Source organism: Paenibacillus sp. FSL F4-0122, from assembly GCF_038002845.1.
Classification (GTDB): Bacteria; Bacillota; Bacilli; order Paenibacillales; family Paenibacillaceae; genus Paenibacillus_AQ; species Paenibacillus_AQ odorifer.
In genome coordinates, this window is record NZ_JBBODI010000001.1 from 589529 (window position 1) to 606172 (window position 16644).

Annotated in this window: 19 protein-coding genes; 3 read left to right on the forward strand and 16 right to left on the reverse strand. The window is 46.3% G+C overall.

From position 1 onward, the window contains the following. Window positions 1-37: 37 nt before the first annotated feature. Together MHH49_RS02370 and MHH49_RS02375 are read left to right on the forward strand one after the other, a co-directional pair. On the forward strand, window positions 38-994 hold the full coding sequence (locus MHH49_RS02370; RefSeq protein ID WP_036675692.1) for an ArsR/SmtB family transcription factor: 957 nt from the start codon (window positions 38-40) through the stop codon (window positions 992-994). A 134-nt stretch (window positions 995-1128) separates the two neighbouring features. Continuing rightward, window positions 1129-1287 (forward strand): hypothetical protein, encoded by a 159-nt coding sequence (locus MHH49_RS02375; RefSeq protein WP_036675694.1) that lies wholly within the window; start codon window positions 1129-1131, stop codon window positions 1285-1287. Between the two features lie 754 nt (window positions 1288-2041). On the opposite strand, the gene MHH49_RS02380 is transcribed toward MHH49_RS02375, so the two are convergent. The 16 genes from MHH49_RS02380 to MHH49_RS02455 all read right to left on the reverse strand — a co-directional run bounded on the left by MHH49_RS02380 (window position 2042) and on the right by MHH49_RS02455 (window position 15112). Continuing rightward, complete coding sequence (locus tag MHH49_RS02380; protein ID WP_038569469.1) at window positions 2042-2812, reverse strand: class I SAM-dependent DNA methyltransferase; 771 nt, start codon at window positions 2810-2812, stop codon at window positions 2042-2044. 56 nt (window positions 2813-2868) lie between these two features. After that, window positions 2869-3792: a CvfB family protein gene (locus MHH49_RS02385; protein WP_076141205.1), complete on the reverse strand. Its 924-nt coding sequence runs from the start codon at window positions 3790-3792 to the stop codon at window positions 2869-2871. Beyond that, on the reverse strand, window positions 3789-4136 hold the full coding sequence (rsfS, locus tag MHH49_RS02390; protein ID WP_036675699.1) for a ribosome silencing factor: 348 nt from the start codon (window positions 4134-4136) through the stop codon (window positions 3789-3791). Before rsfS ends, MHH49_RS02385 begins: the two co-directional genes overlap by 4 nt. After that, entirely contained in the window at window positions 4133-4711 is a 579-nt protein-coding gene (gene yqeK, locus MHH49_RS02395) for a bis(5'-nucleosyl)-tetraphosphatase (symmetrical) YqeK (RefSeq protein WP_036675700.1), read from the reverse strand. The genes rsfS and yqeK overlap by 4 nt, the downstream gene beginning before the upstream one ends. Then, the gene (locus MHH49_RS02400; RefSeq protein ID WP_036675702.1) at window positions 4683-5285 is read right to left on the reverse strand and encodes a nicotinate-nucleotide adenylyltransferase; all 603 of its coding nucleotides are present in this window, start codon (window positions 5283-5285) and stop codon (window positions 4683-4685) included. The genes yqeK and MHH49_RS02400 overlap by 29 nt, the downstream gene beginning before the upstream one ends. A gap of 36 nt (window positions 5286-5321) precedes the next feature. Continuing rightward, window positions 5322-5615 (reverse strand): ribosome assembly RNA-binding protein YhbY, encoded by a 294-nt coding sequence (yhbY, locus tag MHH49_RS02405; protein WP_036675703.1) that lies wholly within the window; start codon window positions 5613-5615, stop codon window positions 5322-5324. A gap of 67 nt (window positions 5616-5682) precedes the next feature. Next, window positions 5683-6555, reverse strand: a complete 873-nt coding sequence (aroE, locus tag MHH49_RS02410) for a shikimate dehydrogenase (RefSeq protein WP_076213398.1) — start codon at window positions 6553-6555, stop codon at window positions 5683-5685. A gap of 17 nt (window positions 6556-6572) precedes the next feature. Beyond that, window positions 6573-7700: a ribosome biogenesis GTPase YqeH gene (gene yqeH / locus MHH49_RS02415; RefSeq protein WP_076104718.1), complete on the reverse strand. Its 1128-nt coding sequence runs from the start codon at window positions 7698-7700 to the stop codon at window positions 6573-6575. 2 nt (window positions 7701-7702) lie between these two features. Then, complete coding sequence (locus MHH49_RS02420; RefSeq protein ID WP_076213420.1) at window positions 7703-8224, reverse strand: YqeG family HAD IIIA-type phosphatase; 522 nt, start codon at window positions 8222-8224, stop codon at window positions 7703-7705. 87 nt (window positions 8225-8311) lie between these two features. Then, window positions 8312-10552 carry a DUF4129 domain-containing transglutaminase family protein gene (locus tag MHH49_RS02425; protein WP_076213401.1) on the reverse strand — a complete coding sequence of 747 codons (2241 nt, stop codon included), beginning with the start codon at window positions 10550-10552 and terminating at the stop codon, window positions 8312-8314. 1 nt (window position 10553) lies between these two features. After that, window positions 10554-11798: a DUF58 domain-containing protein gene (locus tag MHH49_RS02430; protein ID WP_076213404.1), complete on the reverse strand. Its 1245-nt coding sequence runs from the start codon at window positions 11796-11798 to the stop codon at window positions 10554-10556. A gap of 1 nt (window position 11799) precedes the next feature. Next, complete coding sequence (locus tag MHH49_RS02435) at window positions 11800-12756, reverse strand: AAA family ATPase (RefSeq protein ID WP_036675712.1); 957 nt, start codon at window positions 12754-12756, stop codon at window positions 11800-11802. 155 nt (window positions 12757-12911) lie between these two features. Beyond that, window positions 12912-13262: a stage V sporulation protein AE gene (gene spoVAE / locus MHH49_RS02440; RefSeq protein ID WP_036675923.1), complete on the reverse strand. Its 351-nt coding sequence runs from the start codon at window positions 13260-13262 to the stop codon at window positions 12912-12914. 2 nt (window positions 13263-13264) lie between these two features. Beyond that, complete coding sequence (gene spoVAD / locus MHH49_RS02445) at window positions 13265-14296, reverse strand: stage V sporulation protein AD (RefSeq protein ID WP_036675714.1); 1032 nt, start codon at window positions 14294-14296, stop codon at window positions 13265-13267. Continuing rightward, window positions 14293-14796, reverse strand: coding sequence for a stage V sporulation protein AC (spoVAC, locus tag MHH49_RS02450; protein WP_036675716.1), 504 nt, complete (start codon window positions 14794-14796; stop codon window positions 14293-14295). The genes spoVAD and spoVAC overlap by 4 nt, the downstream gene beginning before the upstream one ends. 139 nt (window positions 14797-14935) lie before the next feature. After that, the gene (locus MHH49_RS02455; RefSeq protein ID WP_155288103.1) at window positions 14936-15112 is read right to left on the reverse strand and encodes a hypothetical protein; all 177 of its coding nucleotides are present in this window, start codon (window positions 15110-15112) and stop codon (window positions 14936-14938) included. A 247-nt stretch (window positions 15113-15359) separates the two neighbouring features. Between MHH49_RS02455 and MHH49_RS02460 the strand changes: the two genes are divergently transcribed. Continuing rightward, window positions 15360-16433, forward strand: a complete 1074-nt coding sequence (locus MHH49_RS02460; RefSeq protein ID WP_038569461.1) for a M42 family metallopeptidase — start codon at window positions 15360-15362, stop codon at window positions 16431-16433. Window positions 16434-16644 lie beyond the last annotated feature (211 nt).

Consider the following 16644-nt stretch of genomic DNA (forward strand, 5'->3'; position numbering starts at 1 on the left):
ATAATTTATGACGTAATCGGAAGAAGGTATTGATAAAATGATCTATATTAAAGATTTAATGAGTGGATTAGAAATTTTCAAGGCACTAAGCTCAGAAATCAGAATCCTCATTTTAGAGCTCCTTGCCACCAATCAAGCCTTGAACCTGAATGAAATTGCCAAAAAACTGAACCTCAGCAACGGCGCCATTACCATGCATATTAAAAAGTTAGAAGAAAGCGGTCTCATTGAGATAAACACATCAGTGGGCAAACACGGTATTCAAAAGGTCTGCTATTTAAATAAGGACAAGCTTATTGTTGACCTTCGCAGCAAGGATGTTGATAATCTTTACGAAGTAGAAATTCAAGTAGGTCATTACAGCAACTATCAGGCTGTTCCAACTTGTGGATTGGCTACCAAAGATAGCATCATCGGGGATTTCGACGAGCCGCGTTATTTTGCAGATCCGCAGCGAATTGAATCCGAAATTATTTGGATGGCTGAAGGGTTCCTCGAATATAGAATTCCAAACTACCTTAAAGCCAACCAAACGTTCCGCGAAATTCAGTTCTCGATGGAGATCGGCTCTGAAGCTCCTGGGTCTAACGATAACTATCCGTCCGACCTTTATTTCTATTTAAATGGAATTGAAATCGGATTCTGGACTAGCCCTGGCGATTTCGGAGATACCCGGGGAACTTTTAACCCCGATTGGTGGCCTCCGCACCTAAACCAATACGGCATGCTGAAGCTGATCCGTATCAATAATGAAGGCAGCTTCATTGATGGCTGTCGGATTTCTGATGTGACCCTTGATGATATTCAATTGGATTACAAAAGTGAACTCACATTCCGTATCGCAGTAACCGACAAGCCTACAAACAAACGTGGACTCACGATTTACGGAAAACATTTCGGCAATTATAGCCAGGACCTACTGGCACGTGTGTTGTATGATGTACATGAAGTTGGAGAGGGCCTCCCTCGTAACGCTGTTATAATAGCAGAGTAACCAACCCTGATTTAAATAAAAAGACCCTAAATTCAGCTAACGCTGATTTAGGGGTCTTTTTGAGCTTCGTATATTTTTTCGATATTGAACCATAATAACTTTGTCTCCCAAACCACCGAGAAGGAGTGTTTCGAATGCGTGAAGGTCTAATTCCCGCTGTTCTTGGAACCGTCGTAACCGCTTCTAGCGCCGCTTTTCTTGGAAGCAAGTATAAGATGGCAGCAACAGGCGTACTTGGATTTGGTCTGGCTCATGTCGTATTGGGTGCCATTGATCTGTTTGAGCATCGGTAAGGATTGGAAGATGCCGGGTGGTATGAACACTGCCCGGTTTATTTTGTATTTATTATGTTGGCGCAATTACAAGCTGCTCCAACGAATGAAGTCATAAAAACAGCGATTCTCCTGATATCGGAGAATCGCTGTTTATGTTTGGGTCGCTGGCTGGTTACTCCAACCTTGTCTCCATCATCTCACGTGTATCTCACGTGGCTTACGTATCTCACGTGGCTCACGGACCCAGATGACGTTATTTGCATATTTTTAGCCCTTGGAGCATGTTTTCGGACTCCAGTGACGCTATCCCTTGGAAAATGACCAATATTGGACGTTTTTCAAGCCAATAGCTGCAATGGAGTCCGATAGCACCCAAAATATTAGCAAATGCTGCGTATAAGGTCCGCTGGGTCCGATAGCTAGTACTAATACGGATATCTGATGGTAGTTGTGCATGCATGTTGTTGGATAGTGAAAACCTACACGCATCCGTAAAGGGCGATGCATGAGCATTCGAGAGCGAGAACCTACACGCTTCCGCAAAGCGGCAATATATGAGCTTTCGAGAGCGAGAACCCACACGCTCACGCCAGCGGTAATGCATGAGCATTCGATAGCGGAAACACACTTGTTTCCGGCAGCGTCAACCTAGGTGCTTCCAACAGCAGCATTCCACTCGCTTCCGCCAGCAATCAGCTAAGGTCAAAAAAGGGGCTGTCCCAGCAGCTATTTTCATAGCTTATGGGACAGCCCCTCTTAGCATTTTGAATATTTATTTTATAGCTACATAAAATAATCGTTCAGCATCATCTTCTGCCTCTACCCACTCGAAATCGGCATAGATCTTCACATCACTAAACCCAGCCTTAAGCAGCTCTTCCTTCATCCAGTTAGGATCGTAGGCACGCTGAATATGGGTCTCTTCGAATCGGCGATAGCGATCGCTGTGTCCGTCTTCACGGGCAAAAATGGACAGATGATGTTCAATTTCGCGGCGTGGAACATCCATCTCACAAGTCCAAATATAAGACACAGATGGCTCGTCCAGAATAAAGGGCTGTTCTTCTTCATAACGAATTAGTGTGTTTGGATGATGCACATCGAACAGAAAGGTTCCGCCTTGCTTTAACCCTGCATAGGTACTGGCAAAAACAGCGCTGATGTCATCCTCTTCCAACACATAATTCAGACAATCACAAAAGGAAATCACAGAATCCACCAGCTCGGGAAGCTCCCATTCCTTCATGTTTTGTCTAATCCAACGAACACTGCCTTCACGCAAAAAGCGCCGTCCCTGGGGATGCTCCTCCATTTTGCGCTGTGCCACTGAGAGCATGTCAGAAGATAAATCGATTCCGGTCATATGATATCCTGAACCCGCCAAAGGAATTGTAATACTCCCTGTACCACAGCCAAGCTCGGCTACAGTTAACGGCTTGCCGTATTTACTCCATGCGGCTTCAGCAAAGGATATCCAATCTGGATACGGCATATCTGCCATAAGCTCATCGTATACATAAGCAAATTTCCCATAGGAAGACACAATTACACCGCTTTCTATAACAACATTTTATAAATTACGTCTATTGAATCGTAAGCTTAATCCGTCGTTTCTTCTTGCCCTTCGGTTGTTCCTTCTTCATTATCCTTAGCAACAAGATAAGTCCAATTCTCTTTTTGAGTAATATGGCCTTCCTTCATCAGCTTCCCAAGTGCACGCTTGAAGGCGGATTTACTGATTCCGAACCGTTGTTTGATAATATCTGGCGGCGTAGCATCCGAATAAGGCATCGCTCCCCCTGGACGAGCATTTAAGAACTCCAAAAGTGCGGCAGAATCTACATCCATCCCCACTTCTTTACGGAGACCCATAGAAAGGTTAACACGTCCATCCTCACGGATATGAGAGACACGTGCTTCAAACTGCTCACCAAGACGCAGCAGACGGCTCCGCTCAGATGAATGGACCATACCGATAATCCCAAAGCCTAGAACACCCGCATCCACAAGTACAAAAGTACCCATTTGCAGCGGCTTATACACTCGGGCTGTTACAGTCTGTCCCATCCAAGATTCAGGTGCAGGCAGAGCTAGTGGAGCAAGCTCCTGTTCTCCGGCCAGCTTGGCACGCAGACGCCCCTGTTTATCATGCTCCATGATCGCAAACACATAGTCTCCAACCTGCGGACGCAGCTCTGGAAGTTCTGGAAGCTCACGAATAGGCAGCAGCAGCTGGCGTCCAAGGCCCATCTCCAAAAAGCAGCCCAGACGCGGATGAATATCAGCCACTTCCAATAACGCCATCTCGCCCAGCATCAGAAATGGTTTTTTCATCGTTGCCGCAAGACGGTCCTCGGTATCAAAGAAAATGAAAACTTCAACTTTATCGCCTGCTTTTACCTTCTCTGTCAGCTCCGTATAATGCAGCATAACATCTTGGTCTCCAGCATTTAAAAAGAATCCGTATGGGGAAACTTCCCGCTCTACATGAAGTGTAACCGTAGTTCCTGCAATCAGGCTCATACAGTCTCCACAACCTTGGCATCGGACCACAGACGCTCGATATTGTAATATTCACGCTCATCGCGGTGGAATATATGAACGATAACATCGCCAAGATCCATCAGCACCCAGCGTGCTGAATCCATGCCTTCAATCCCTTTGATGACTCCGCCTGCTTCATGAACTACTTTACGGACTTCGGTAGCGATCGCCTGTACCTGAATATCCGAGTTACCGTGACATACGATAAAGTAATCACTGATTGGTGAAACATTACGTAGATCTAGTGCCACGACGTTCATTGCTTTTTTATCTTCAACAGCCTTAAGGGCCAGTTCTAACAGCTTGCTTGGTTGTACACTCATATTTTATCCTCCAATATTCTAACTAAATCATTACGCGCCAGTACCGTTAAGGGGAAAATCACCCGGCGTTTCTCCAGTAACAAACTAATCGTAGAATCGAACCCAGCGACTAATCCTTCTTCCAAACTTACTTGTGCCTTCTCGCGTATCTTATCAACCCCGGGAAAATCACGCCCAGGCTCGATGTAGTCAGCTAGGCAGACGATTTTTTCAAGTAAACTCATGTCTTCACGGCCTGAGGTATGGAAACGAATCGCATTGATAATATCAGGATCCGTAATCCCATAGTCTTTCTCAGCTACAAAGGCGCCTACTTCCGAATGCCACATCTGCTTGTCATACACCAGAAGATCCAAATTCAATTGATTTTGTTCAATAATCTCCTTCATTCGCTCAACCGGCCAATACTTGGCCACATCATGCAGAATCGCTGCTGTCTCTGCACGTTCAGGGTCAGCACCATATTGCTTCGCCAGTTGAATAGATGTCTCCATCACGCCGAGTGTATGCTTCCAGCGCTTATCAGGCATCTGTGTGGAGACCGCCTCAATCAGCGCTTCGCGGCCGTATGCCATACAATCCACTCCTTTGAACATAATCGAACACTGCCTCTGGAACCATATAACGAATAGATTTACCTGCTGCCGCCCGTTCTCTTAACATCGTTGACGAAATATCAACCAGTGGCATATCTGCAAGCAATACCTTTTTTGCTATAAAGTCTGGCAATGCATCTAGATCAAGAGGTGTTCCCGGACGACCCACACCAATAAATGTAAGCCGCTGCACCAGTTCTTCAATCTCGTTCCATTTCGGCAAATACTGGACCATATCCGCTCCAATGATGAAATAAAGATCGAAATGCGGATACTCCTCTTGCAGACGTCTTATGGTCTCATAGGTATAGGAGACGCCACCTCTGACAACTTCCCAATCTAATGTGCAAAAAGCTTCGTGATTCTTCACCGCTTCCTGCACCATTGCTAGCCGGTCTTCTCCAGATACACCTGCCTCATGTTTATGAGGCGGGATATGTGAAGGCATAAACCATACCTCTTGCAGACCATAAGTATCTCTTGCGGCTTCCGCTGCCATCATATGACCGATATGAAGAGGATCAAAGGTACCTCCCATAATTCCAACTTTCAAGAGGACGACCTCCTCGGTAAGGTATACTTACAGCTATTAACGCGGCAGCTCAATGGTTTTATTATCACGTGATTCTTTGTATAGAACGACAGTCTTACCGATCACTTGCACAAGCTCAGAACCCGATTGTTCAGCCAGAGCAGCACCGATTTCCTTGGGATTCTCAATATTATTGCTCAGTATACTAATCTTCATAAGCTCGCGCTTCTCAATAGCTTCTTCAATATGGCGTACGAGGTGATCGTTTACTCCACCTTTGCCCACTTGAAAAATAGGATCGAGATGGTGCGCCAATGAACGAAGATACCGTGTTTGTTTACCAGTTAACATAAATGAATAACTCCTTAATTAACATATATTATTACCTATTATTACCCTAACTTAATGAATCCATTTCTTACTCATTTCCACCCAAACAATCCAGAATGGTCTGCCGCATGATTTCCGTAGGAGCAGGCTGCCCTGTCCAATACTCCAGAGCATAAGCTCCCTGATAGACAAACATACCAAGACCTCCATGAATCGTGCAGCCCCGTTCGAGTCCTTCCAACAATAGCCGCGTGCGCAGCGGATTATAAATCAGATCGCTTACGACCATTCCTTCACGAAGCAGTCCAGGATCTATCGGTGTCTCATCCATATGAGGATACATACCTACGGAGGTAGTATTGATCAGCACGTCTACACCACTTAGCATTTCTGCTACTTCGTTCATGCTAATCCCGATGACATTCCCTTTGCTCCGGCACTGTGTCGCCAAGTCCTCTGCCTTCTCAGCGCTGCGATTAGCAATAATGATTGAAGAAGGTTTCTCTTGAAGTAGTGCGGCAACAATTCCTCTTGCTGCTCCACCGGCCCCGATAACCATAATCTTCGCACCAGACAAATCAGAAATAGCTTCCGCTTTGAGCGAACGCACATAACCGATTCCATCCGTATTATATCCGGTGAGCACTCCGTTATCATTAACAATCGTATTGACTGCACCAACGGCTACTGCACTCTCATCTAATACATCCAAATACTCCATCACCGCAACCTTATGCGGAATCGTCACATTCACTCCACGGAAACCAAGCGTACGGATCGCTTGCACCGCATCCCCCAGCTTCTCCGGGAGGATATGAAGCGGTACATAAGCACCCGGAATTCCCAGCGCTTGCAGCGCTGCTTCATGCATAATTGGAGATTTGGATTGTATAATAGGATCTCCCATTACACCGAGTAGAATATTACCGCTATTGTAGCCTTCGACTGCTGTTGTAGACAATAGATTATCCTCCCTCGTTAAATCATCGAAGGGCGGGTAAGCACCTTCACACCACGGGGAACGTGAATGGCCACAACTGCACCTTCAGTTCCATTAACCTTAATCCAGCCCAGACCCGAAATGTACAGATCGGTTCGGCTGCCCCGATTAATCCGGAACTCATGCCGCTGCCAAGGTGGCAGCTTGTCCATCCGGTCACTTCCCGGTGGAGACAGCATTTCACCGCGATGATCCTGATAGAGGGAATCTGCGCGTTCCAGCTTCGTGCGATGGATTTTTAAAGTACCACTAATAAAGCAAGTGAAGGATTGATGCGGGCCTTGTACGAAATCAAAACGTCCCAGTCCACCGAAGAAAAGAGTCTGTCCTTCGTTCAACTGATAGACTGTTGGCTTCAAAGGATTGGCAGGCATAACTGCATCCAGATCCTGACGCTCTACTAATTCACTATAACGCCAAGGATACACAATCCCTGGAGTATCTATAATGTAGTGGCCATCATCCAATGGAATTTTGACCGTATCGAGTGTTGTGCCAGGGTAACGTGAAGTCGTTAACTCCTGCTCCAAATCGCTATAGTCCGAAATCAGACGATTAATAAGTGTGGATTTGCCCACATTGGTAGCACCCACGACATATACGTCACGTTGGCCGCGCAACTCCGTTACGGCTTCCAGCAAACGGTCAAAACCTTGATTGCGTTTCGCACTGCAAAGTACGATTTCAGCCGTCCGCAAGCCTTCCTCTTTACAGCGCTGCTGCATCCAGTTACGCAACTTGTTCCAGTTTGTAACTTTCGGCAGCAAGTCACATTTATTCACTGCAAGAATAACAGGGTTATTGCCAACAAAGCGCTGCAGGCCGGAAATCAGACTGCCTTCAAAATCGAAGATATCGACAATATGAATAACAAGCGCATTCTTCTCTCCTACTCCACTCAGCAGGCGAAGAAATTCATCCTGATTCACCGAAACAGATGAAGCCTCATTATAATTTTTAATCCGGAAACAGCGTTGGCAAATCACCGGGTCCCGTTCAAGTGCAACCTCCGGAAGGTATCCTGGTTGATCCTTATGCTCCGTCTGAAGCTTGATGCCGCAACCGCTGCACTTCTCAGGACGCTGTGTTTCGCTTTGTTCGTTCATTACTATTTTTCCTCCTCGTGCCACAATCCTTTTTTGCGAAGCCGTGTCAGAGCAACCCGCTCTACCCGGCGATTAAACCTTGTGCCGAACCCCTCATCCTTGACGGAGATTGGCAGTACCAAAACAGTATACAGGCCAAGGCGATTGCCGCCGTATACATCTGTAAGCATTTGATCTCCCACCACAATCGTTTGTTCAGGTGGCAGCTCCATCTGCTTCATCGCTTTGAGAAAAGGAGCATTACTCGGTTTACGAGCCTGGTGCACAAATTCAATATTAAGCGGTGTTGCAAAGCGTGACACCCGTTCCATGTTATTGTTAGATACGATGATGAGCTTAAAGCCCAGTTCCTTCACCTTTTCGAACCATAACAACAGCTCCGGAGTAGCCACAGGCGCTTTGGCACCGACCAGTGTGTTATCCAGATCCGTGATGATTCCGCGATATCCCTGTCTATACAGCTCGTCCAGAGCAATATCGAATACCGTATTCACCCGGAGTTTGGGAACTAACATTTCAAACAATACGTTCACCTCGATTTCATACAAAAAACTATAACATACTCCTTGCGCATCGCAAATAAATCTGTATCTATGCTTTCACGCAAAGTGTTATTTCTTGGATCTCATTTTTCTCCGCACCCACAAAGCTTCAGTATACACGCTCTGCCAGTCTTTGTCTTCAATAACCTCAGGGCTATATTTCGCCTTTTCGAACATTGCTAATAGTGAGGATAGATGATCAGCCACTGCCGGCCGTTCTCCACTCCAGCGATTTACGGCTTCACGCAAAGTTTCGTGCTCTTCTTTTAGCATTCCCTTGCGATGCAAATACCTTACCCAACGCTCAGTTTCCGCCACTACTTTCTGATCTGGCGTTAAAGGCCGGCCATTGCGCAGCTGCTGCATGAAGAAGCGAAGCTTAAAGCGTCTATACCAAATTATAAAAATCGTCCAGGACAGCAACACCACTACAGCTGCCACAACAACCCAAAGACCTACATGAAACCCTTGATCTTCTTGTGCGTTACTCACAGGCGCTGGTGTAGGTTCTGCCTGTTCTTCTTGATCTTCTGACTCGACCTCAGGGGTTTGCTCATTCTGAGTTAAAAGCGGAATATTAAATCCAGGTGTAGCTTCAACTGGGATCCAACCATAATCACCAAAGTAAACCTCAGCCCAAGAGTGGGAATCCGCATTGGTAATTGTATAGTTATTATTCACTGTGCCTGATTGCTGTTGTGCCGGATTCATTGGGATTTCTGGCTGTTCCCCAGGTGCGTACCCCTTAACCCATCGTGCAGGGATGTTCAGAGAGCGCGCCATAGTAACCAGTGCAGTAGAATAATAATCACAGTAACCTTCCTTTAACTCAAACAAAAACCCTTCTACAAAATCGTTGCTTGTGACACGTGATATATCTGGATTATTGGTATATGGAAAGGTTTGTTGTAAGTATTGTTGCAAAAGCGCTGTTTTTTCATACGGCGTTTTTCCTTCAGCCGTGATTTCCTCAGCCAGCTCCCTGACTCTTTTAGGAAAATCGTTAGGCAGTTGAAGAAACATTTTCTCCAAATCGTTCCCTTTATATAGCTCCTCATACGTCTTTGTTGTCAATTCTTGAACAGGAATTACAGGAACCTCAGACGTCACCTCAAAGGTAGACGGATAAGCGAGTTTCTTCCCATCCACATCCCAGATCAGCTCGCTGTCCCGGCTTCTCCAGGAGAGTCCATTTCCAGCTTTTTCCCCATTTAAAGAATCCACCGAAGATACTGAATAAGTGCCAAACAGCACAGGAAATTCATTATTATTAAGCACGGTTACTGTTTGTTTCAGTGTTCGTGTATTCACTTTAGAACCCGCACTGCTCTCTAAAGATTCACCTACATCCACCGCTTCTAGAGGTCCCCGATTTAACCGATCTCTATCGACCCAGCCTCTTCCGGAATATAATCTGCGCGTTTCTCCCCGCATATAAATACGCAAATCAGAAACCACTGTCATCACCGGTGTATAATCGAAGGTAAAGCCGCCGCCTAGTTGATCATCATTCAGACTGTAACCTGACGAAGTATTGTTAGTAGGGGAGACAGAACCCATCTCAGATTTCGTGGTCCCAACTGTGCCCTTCCCAGAAGACTTCCCAATCCCATTCCATTCTTGCCAAGCGGTATAAGGATCGGTTAGGGTAGGCCTTACCCCAGGCATATTCACTCCAATTAGGATGACCAAAGAGAAGACGATGGCAATATTAATGACAATTTTCGTGGGATATTTCAGCAGATGCACCCAACCACGCGGATAATGTAGCTGGAAGCTTCTCAGATGATGGCTGACCAGCCAGCCCATCCCCGCAAATACCGTCCAGGCTACTTCCTGCCACAAAACGATAGATGTAAAGGAATCCAAGGCAGCAAAAGCCACTATGTTCATTCCTATAAACCATAAAATACGTCTTTTTGAGGATGCCCACCAAGACGACAACAGCAGCAGGGCTGAGGCCCCGAGAGCAAACCAGATATAGGGCACCATATGAACTGCAATATCCTGCAGTCTGTCCGGGAGGGTTGTTGCCCAAGGATCAGCGACGTATATACCATAATTGATAAGTATACGATAAACGATATAAATAATAGCTGCCGCTTCAATAAAGAGTCTTATTTGAACTTTAACAGGAATTATGATTTCAATAACAGTGATCGTTATTAATGCAGCCCACACAACAGCAGTTGTCTGTCTTAACCAGATAGGCTCCGTATAAGAGACCCACTGGTGGGCTATAATCAAAAGCCACAATAGACCTAAAGAACGGTGCCAGGAGAATTTCATCTGATTCCACCAGTTTTTCATATCAGACTTCCCCTCCTAATACTATGGGAAGCTCTTGCAGTGAATTAATGCTGTAGCCTGTAATCCCCCGAGATCTTAGAACGTCTGTCCAATCTGTGCTGCTGTTCGTTTCTGATAAATTCCCTATATGAATGTGAGACGGAGTCATCCCTCTGCTGTCAGCCCAACGTAATGCATCCAGTACAGGTTGGCCACTTTGAGGACTAATTAGCACGAAGTATGAGCCTTTAGGGAACATACGATATCCTTTTTCCAAACGGGAAATGAGTGGACCATGCCCTTCGGCGTTAAGATCGATCAAATATTGAATCATTTTCTGACGTTCAGCAGCACCTTCAACTGGTGCAAATACCTTCGTGGTCTTATCCAAGCAGCAAAGACCGATCCCTATCCGCTCTCGAATACCGAATCCAAGAAGTGAAGCTGCTACAGAGACTGCGAGTTCAAATTGATTCGAATTCATATAAGCAGAAGCAGAGCCGTCCAGAACTAGAATGGTTTTGGGAATCGACTCATGCTCGAACTCTTTGGACTTCCACGAGCCTGTCTTTGCCGTTGCATTCCAATGTATGCGTGTTAGGCGGTCGCCGTATACGTAGTCGCGTACACCGTTAATTTGGGTGGTCTCACGACGTGATTGAACAACAGAGGTCTGTGGTCCAGAAAGACGGGATTTTCTTTCATATAACTGCCAGCGCGGAACATAGATTGCACGAGGCAACACCTGAAACTGTCCTTCAGCCAGAAAAGTACCTTTATGCTCGACAAGGCCAAAAATATCTTGGCTGATGATATCCGTATCTGAAAATGTATAAGTGCCCCGTTCCAGAACCGGTGTCTGAAACCGCAGTTCCCCATGCCCTCTGAGGCTGGGAATCAGGCTTTCCTCAAATACCCATGATTCGCCATTATGCCGTTTCAGAACTTCCCTTACAACCACATAAGGTAAAGGCAAAATCCCCGGGATTGTGACCTTCAGACCTACACGAAGATACCCACCGGCAGAGAGCAAATCTCCCTTATCCTGTTCGGTATAAAAACTGCGAACACCCTTAGCCCGCCGAACGCCTCCTAAACCTCCAGCAATCAGATATGCAATAAGTACAGAGACCATAATAAACAACATAAATGCAGTTTTGCCGCCCTGAAATAGTACATATAAGAGAGTAATACTCCAAATTACAAGGATGCTGGCGAATTTGGTATGCTGAATGTGAGCTGCCACCGTAGACAAATAACGTCTCATATTATTGCCTCATCGTAACAGGCACATGAATGCTCTGCAGAAGCTTTTGAAGCAGAGAATCTACGCTAATATTATCTAGGCGCGACTCTGGACGCAGCAATATACGATGACCCAAGGCAAATGGAGTAAGCACCTTTACGTCATCCGGAAGAACATAATCCCTTCCCTGTAGGAAAGCATAAGCTTTACAAGCCAGCATAAACGATAACGAAGCACGTGGACTTGCACCTAGCAATACAAGCGGATGCTCTCTTGTCTGGCGTACAATATCTAACAAGTAATTCAGTACAGGATCACTCATATAAATCTCACGAATCTCCTCTTGAATACTAGCGATCTGCTCCATACTAGTGACAGCTGTAAGCCTGTCCACTGGTTGACCTTCTTGATGGCTCAACAATAGATTTTTTTCGGTTGCTGCATCAGGATAACCAAGACTAATTCTTAGCATAAAACGATCCAACTGAGCTTCCGGCAGCGTGTAGGTTCCCTCAAAATCTATCGGATTCTGGGTGGCGCACAACATAAATGGATGCGGAAGCGGATAGGTCTCCCCATCTACGGTTACATTACGTTCCTCCATCACTTCCAGAAGGGCGGATTGTGTCTTTGTCGTGGCTCGGTTAATTTCATCAGCCAGCAGGATATTCGTCATCACCGGACCTGGGCGGAAATGAAACATCTCGTCCCTCGGATGATACACAGATACACCGGTAATATCACTCGGAAGAATATCCGGATTACATTGTATCCGGCGATACTCCCCGGACATTGATCTGGAAAGTGCGCGAATAAGCTGGGTCTTTCCTGTTCCCGGTACATCCTCGATCAGAACATGACCACCGGCAAGCAGCGCTGTTAGCAGCAATTGTATTTCAAATGATTTTCCAAGTATGCAGGATTCTAGATTATTACGGACAGCATTCATGATGTGCATTGATTCTTGACGAACGGGCATATATGATCCTCCTAGGTCAGAATAAGCAGTAATATTTATATTTTACATGATTAGGGGACCCAAAGTACATTGTTGAAGCTTACGAAGTGTAAACAAACCAAAAACCCGCAGGACACAATGTCCCGCAGGTTCTAATCTAAAGCGCTAGAATCCCATTATCCTTTAGGCCGGACAACCAATGCAGCCAGGAAAGAGAACACAATCGCTGACGAAATCCCTGCGCTCGTGATATCAAAAATCCCTGTAACTACACCGATCCAGCCATCCCGTTCCAGCTCTGTCAATGCCCCATGGACCAAAGAGTTACCGAAGCTTGTGATTGGAATGGTTGCGCCTGCACCCGCAAATTTCACAAGTGGATCGTAGATGCCAAAAGCATCAGCAATCGCTCCGGCTACAACTAATGTACTCATCGTATGTGCAGGTGTCAGCTTCAATACATCAAACATCAGCTGGCCTATAACGCAAATGGCTCCTCCAATCAGAAAAGCCCATAAGTAAATCATCATTAAACTCCACCTCCACTTTCTATAGCAACAGCATGAGCCACACACGGAATGCTCTCTCCCTGCTGGTATGACAATGGGGATAATAAGGCTCCAGTTGCCACAATCAGCACCCGTTTAAGCTCACCTTTTTTAATACGCTTGAGTATATGACCATAAGTCACTACCGCGGAACATCCACAACCACTTCCTCCGGCGATCACATACTTCTGTTTCTCCAAATCGTAGATAAGCAAACCGCAATCATCAAAGGTTGTTTGCTCCATTGGAATCCCTTCTTTAGCTAATAAGGTTTTCGCAATGGGCAAGCCTACAGATGCAAGATCGCCTGTTACAATTAAGTCATAATGCCCGGGGGATAGTCCGGTATCCCGAAAATGCGCAGTAATCGTATCCGCTGCCGCCGGTGCCATCGCTGTTCCCATATTAAAAGGATCTGTCAAACCGAGATCCATTATTCGTCCAAGGGTAGCCGAGACCACTACCGGATTGTTGCCAGTCCCATCATTCTGACCTACTACAGCACAGCCAGAGCCTGTGACCGTATATTGCGCTGTTGGCGGCTTCTGTGAACCGTATTCGGTAGGATAACGGAATTGCTTTTCCACCGTACAGTTATGGCTGGATGTTCCCGCGAGCACGTATTTGCTCCCTCCGGAATCAACGATCATAGAGGCAATCGCCAGGCTCTCCATGGAAGTGGAGCAAGCACCAAAGACTCCAAGATAAGGCACACCTAATTTTCTTGCCGCGAAGGAGCTGCTGATAATCTGGTTCATCAAATCTCCGCCAACAAAAAACTCCAGCTTCTCCTTATCGAGGTTTGCATTAATCAGTGCCAGTAGGGAAGCTTTTTCGAAAAGAGCCCGCTCGGCCTTTTCCCATGTTTTTTCTCCCATTTCCAGGGAGTCAAATATAAAATCAAAATCTGACGTTAATGGACCCTCTCCCTCTTCAGGCCCCACTACAGCGGAAGAGCCTAAAATAACGGGACGGCTCGTGAACTCCCAAGTCTGACTGCCAAGCTGTTTCATGTATGTGCACCTCCACCTACGCCTAAAAAGAGATAGACGATACCAATTATGAAAGCAGCGACAGCACCAAATACGATGACTGAACCCGCCAGCTTGAACATATTGCCACCCACACCGAGCACAAGTCCTTCCGCACGGTGTTCCAGAGCTGCTGAACACATACTGTTCGCAAAACCAGTAACCGGAACCGCAGTTCCTGCACCGGCCCATTGGGCCATTTTGTCATAAACGCCAAAGCTGGTCAGAATTACAGAGAGTAGAATCATCGTCGCTACAGTTGGACTTGCAGCTTCTTTGGAGGTCATATCGAATATGGCCATATAAGCCTCCTGAATCCCTTGTCCAATTACACAGATTAGGCCGCCAGCAAGAAATGCTCGCACACAGTTTTTGAATACGGGCCTAGCGGGTACAAAGGGCTTGGACAATTTCTCGTAATCTTGCGGGGTCAGGGTATCAAGCTTCAGCTTGACACCCGATTTTTTCGTTTTCGCCGGCATTGAGAGCACCTCCTGAAAGTTAGGCGAAGGGGGCTGACAAGCATCATAGTAGTACTCACTTTGAGCCCCTCAAGTTGTTTCTTCGCTTAGAAGTTTTCCTTATTGTTTGCCATACCCCGCTTCGTTATGTCCCTCCAATTCAGGAAAAATACAGTAACACAACTATCAGCAGCAGGAACAGCACAAGAATAAGCACCGCTTCCTTTTCCAGAGAGTTGTGGCGCCAGTAACGTCTGCGCGCTCCGCTAACCTTTAGGTTTCTTTTGGAGTATCCTCCCTGCACCCTTCTTTTGGGTACACTACCTGCTACCCTCATTTCCTTCGCATCCTTTCTAAAGCTCCTGCCACCAGAGCCCCTATTGCATTGTATTCGCGGAGCGTTCACCGGGTGTTCATTTGTCTCTTTAGCATGGACAAGTGAGCTCACAATGTTCATACTAAGTGGCAGGAAGAAATAACGTTGTCGTCCATTTTGGATGGCAACCGTTTCTCGTAGAACTATAAGGATGATGTATAACGCAAAGCTTATACGTCCTTATATTTTAATAAAGGAGTGATTTCAAATGAATCAAGAAACATTGGATCTATTCAAAACACTTACCGAATTCCCTGCAGCCCCGGGCTTTGAGCGCGAACTCCGCGCTTACGTCAAGGATGCTATGACACCTTATACCGAAGAGTTCGTGCAGGATCGTCTCGGAAGTCTGTTCGGCGTATTGCGCGGTGAGGAAAACGGGCCAAAAATTATGGTCGCTGGACATTTTGACGAAGTGGGCTTTATGGTCACCGGAATTACTAACACCGGGATGATTCGTTTTCAACCGCTAGGCGGCTGGCTTGCTTCTGCTGTTGCTTCCCAGCGTCTCCAAATCATTACCCCAAAAGGCACATTGACTGGTGTTGTTGGCAGCACCCCTATCCATCTACTAAGCGCTGAAGAACGCGGCAAGACGGGCGAAATCAGCAAAATGTATATTGATATCGGTGCAGACAGCCGTGAAGAGGCAGAAAGCTTTGGCGTCAGACCAGGTCAACAAGTACTGCCAATCTGTCCGTTCACCCCGCTTGCCAACCCTAAAAAAATCATGGCTAAAGCGTGGGATAACCGTTACGGCGTAGGTCTCGCCATTGAGCTGGTTAAATCATTACACGGCAAAAAGCTGCCTAATACTGTTTATGCTGGAGCTACCGTACAAGAGGAAGTTGGACTTCGTGGAGCACGTACAGCCGCTAATCTTCTGTCCCCAGACATCTTCTTTGGCTTGGATGCGAGCGCTGCTGCTGATATGACCGGTGATAGCCAAGCCTTTGGCCATTTGGGTAAAGGCGCTCTCCTGCGCATTTTTGATCCAACGATGGTTACACATCGCGGCCTGATCGAATATGTACAAGACACAGCGGATACTCACAAGATCAAATACCAGTATTTTGTCTCCCAAGGTGGAACAGATGCAGGTCAGGTTCATGTAAGTGGAATCGGCGTTCCTTCCGCAGTCATCGGAATATGCTCCCGCTACATTCATACCGCTTCATCAGTTATTCATAGCGATGACTACGAAGCTGCTAAAGAGCTGTTAGTTAAACTCGTAGAAGGCCTCGACCGCACTACACTGCAAACGATTATCGAGAACAGCTAGGTTCTTATTTTTAAAAGAGCAGCAATCCTTTTTGAAGGATTGCTGCTTTTTTTTGGGGGTCGTGGCTTACGGACCTGTGTCACTTGCGCCCCAGTGGTGTTTACAAACCCCGATATTACTTTTAAAAACCAATTGTGCTTATGCTTATCAATCCCATTGCTCGCTGATCCCGCTATAGGTACTACGACGGACCCATGATGCTTACGAACCC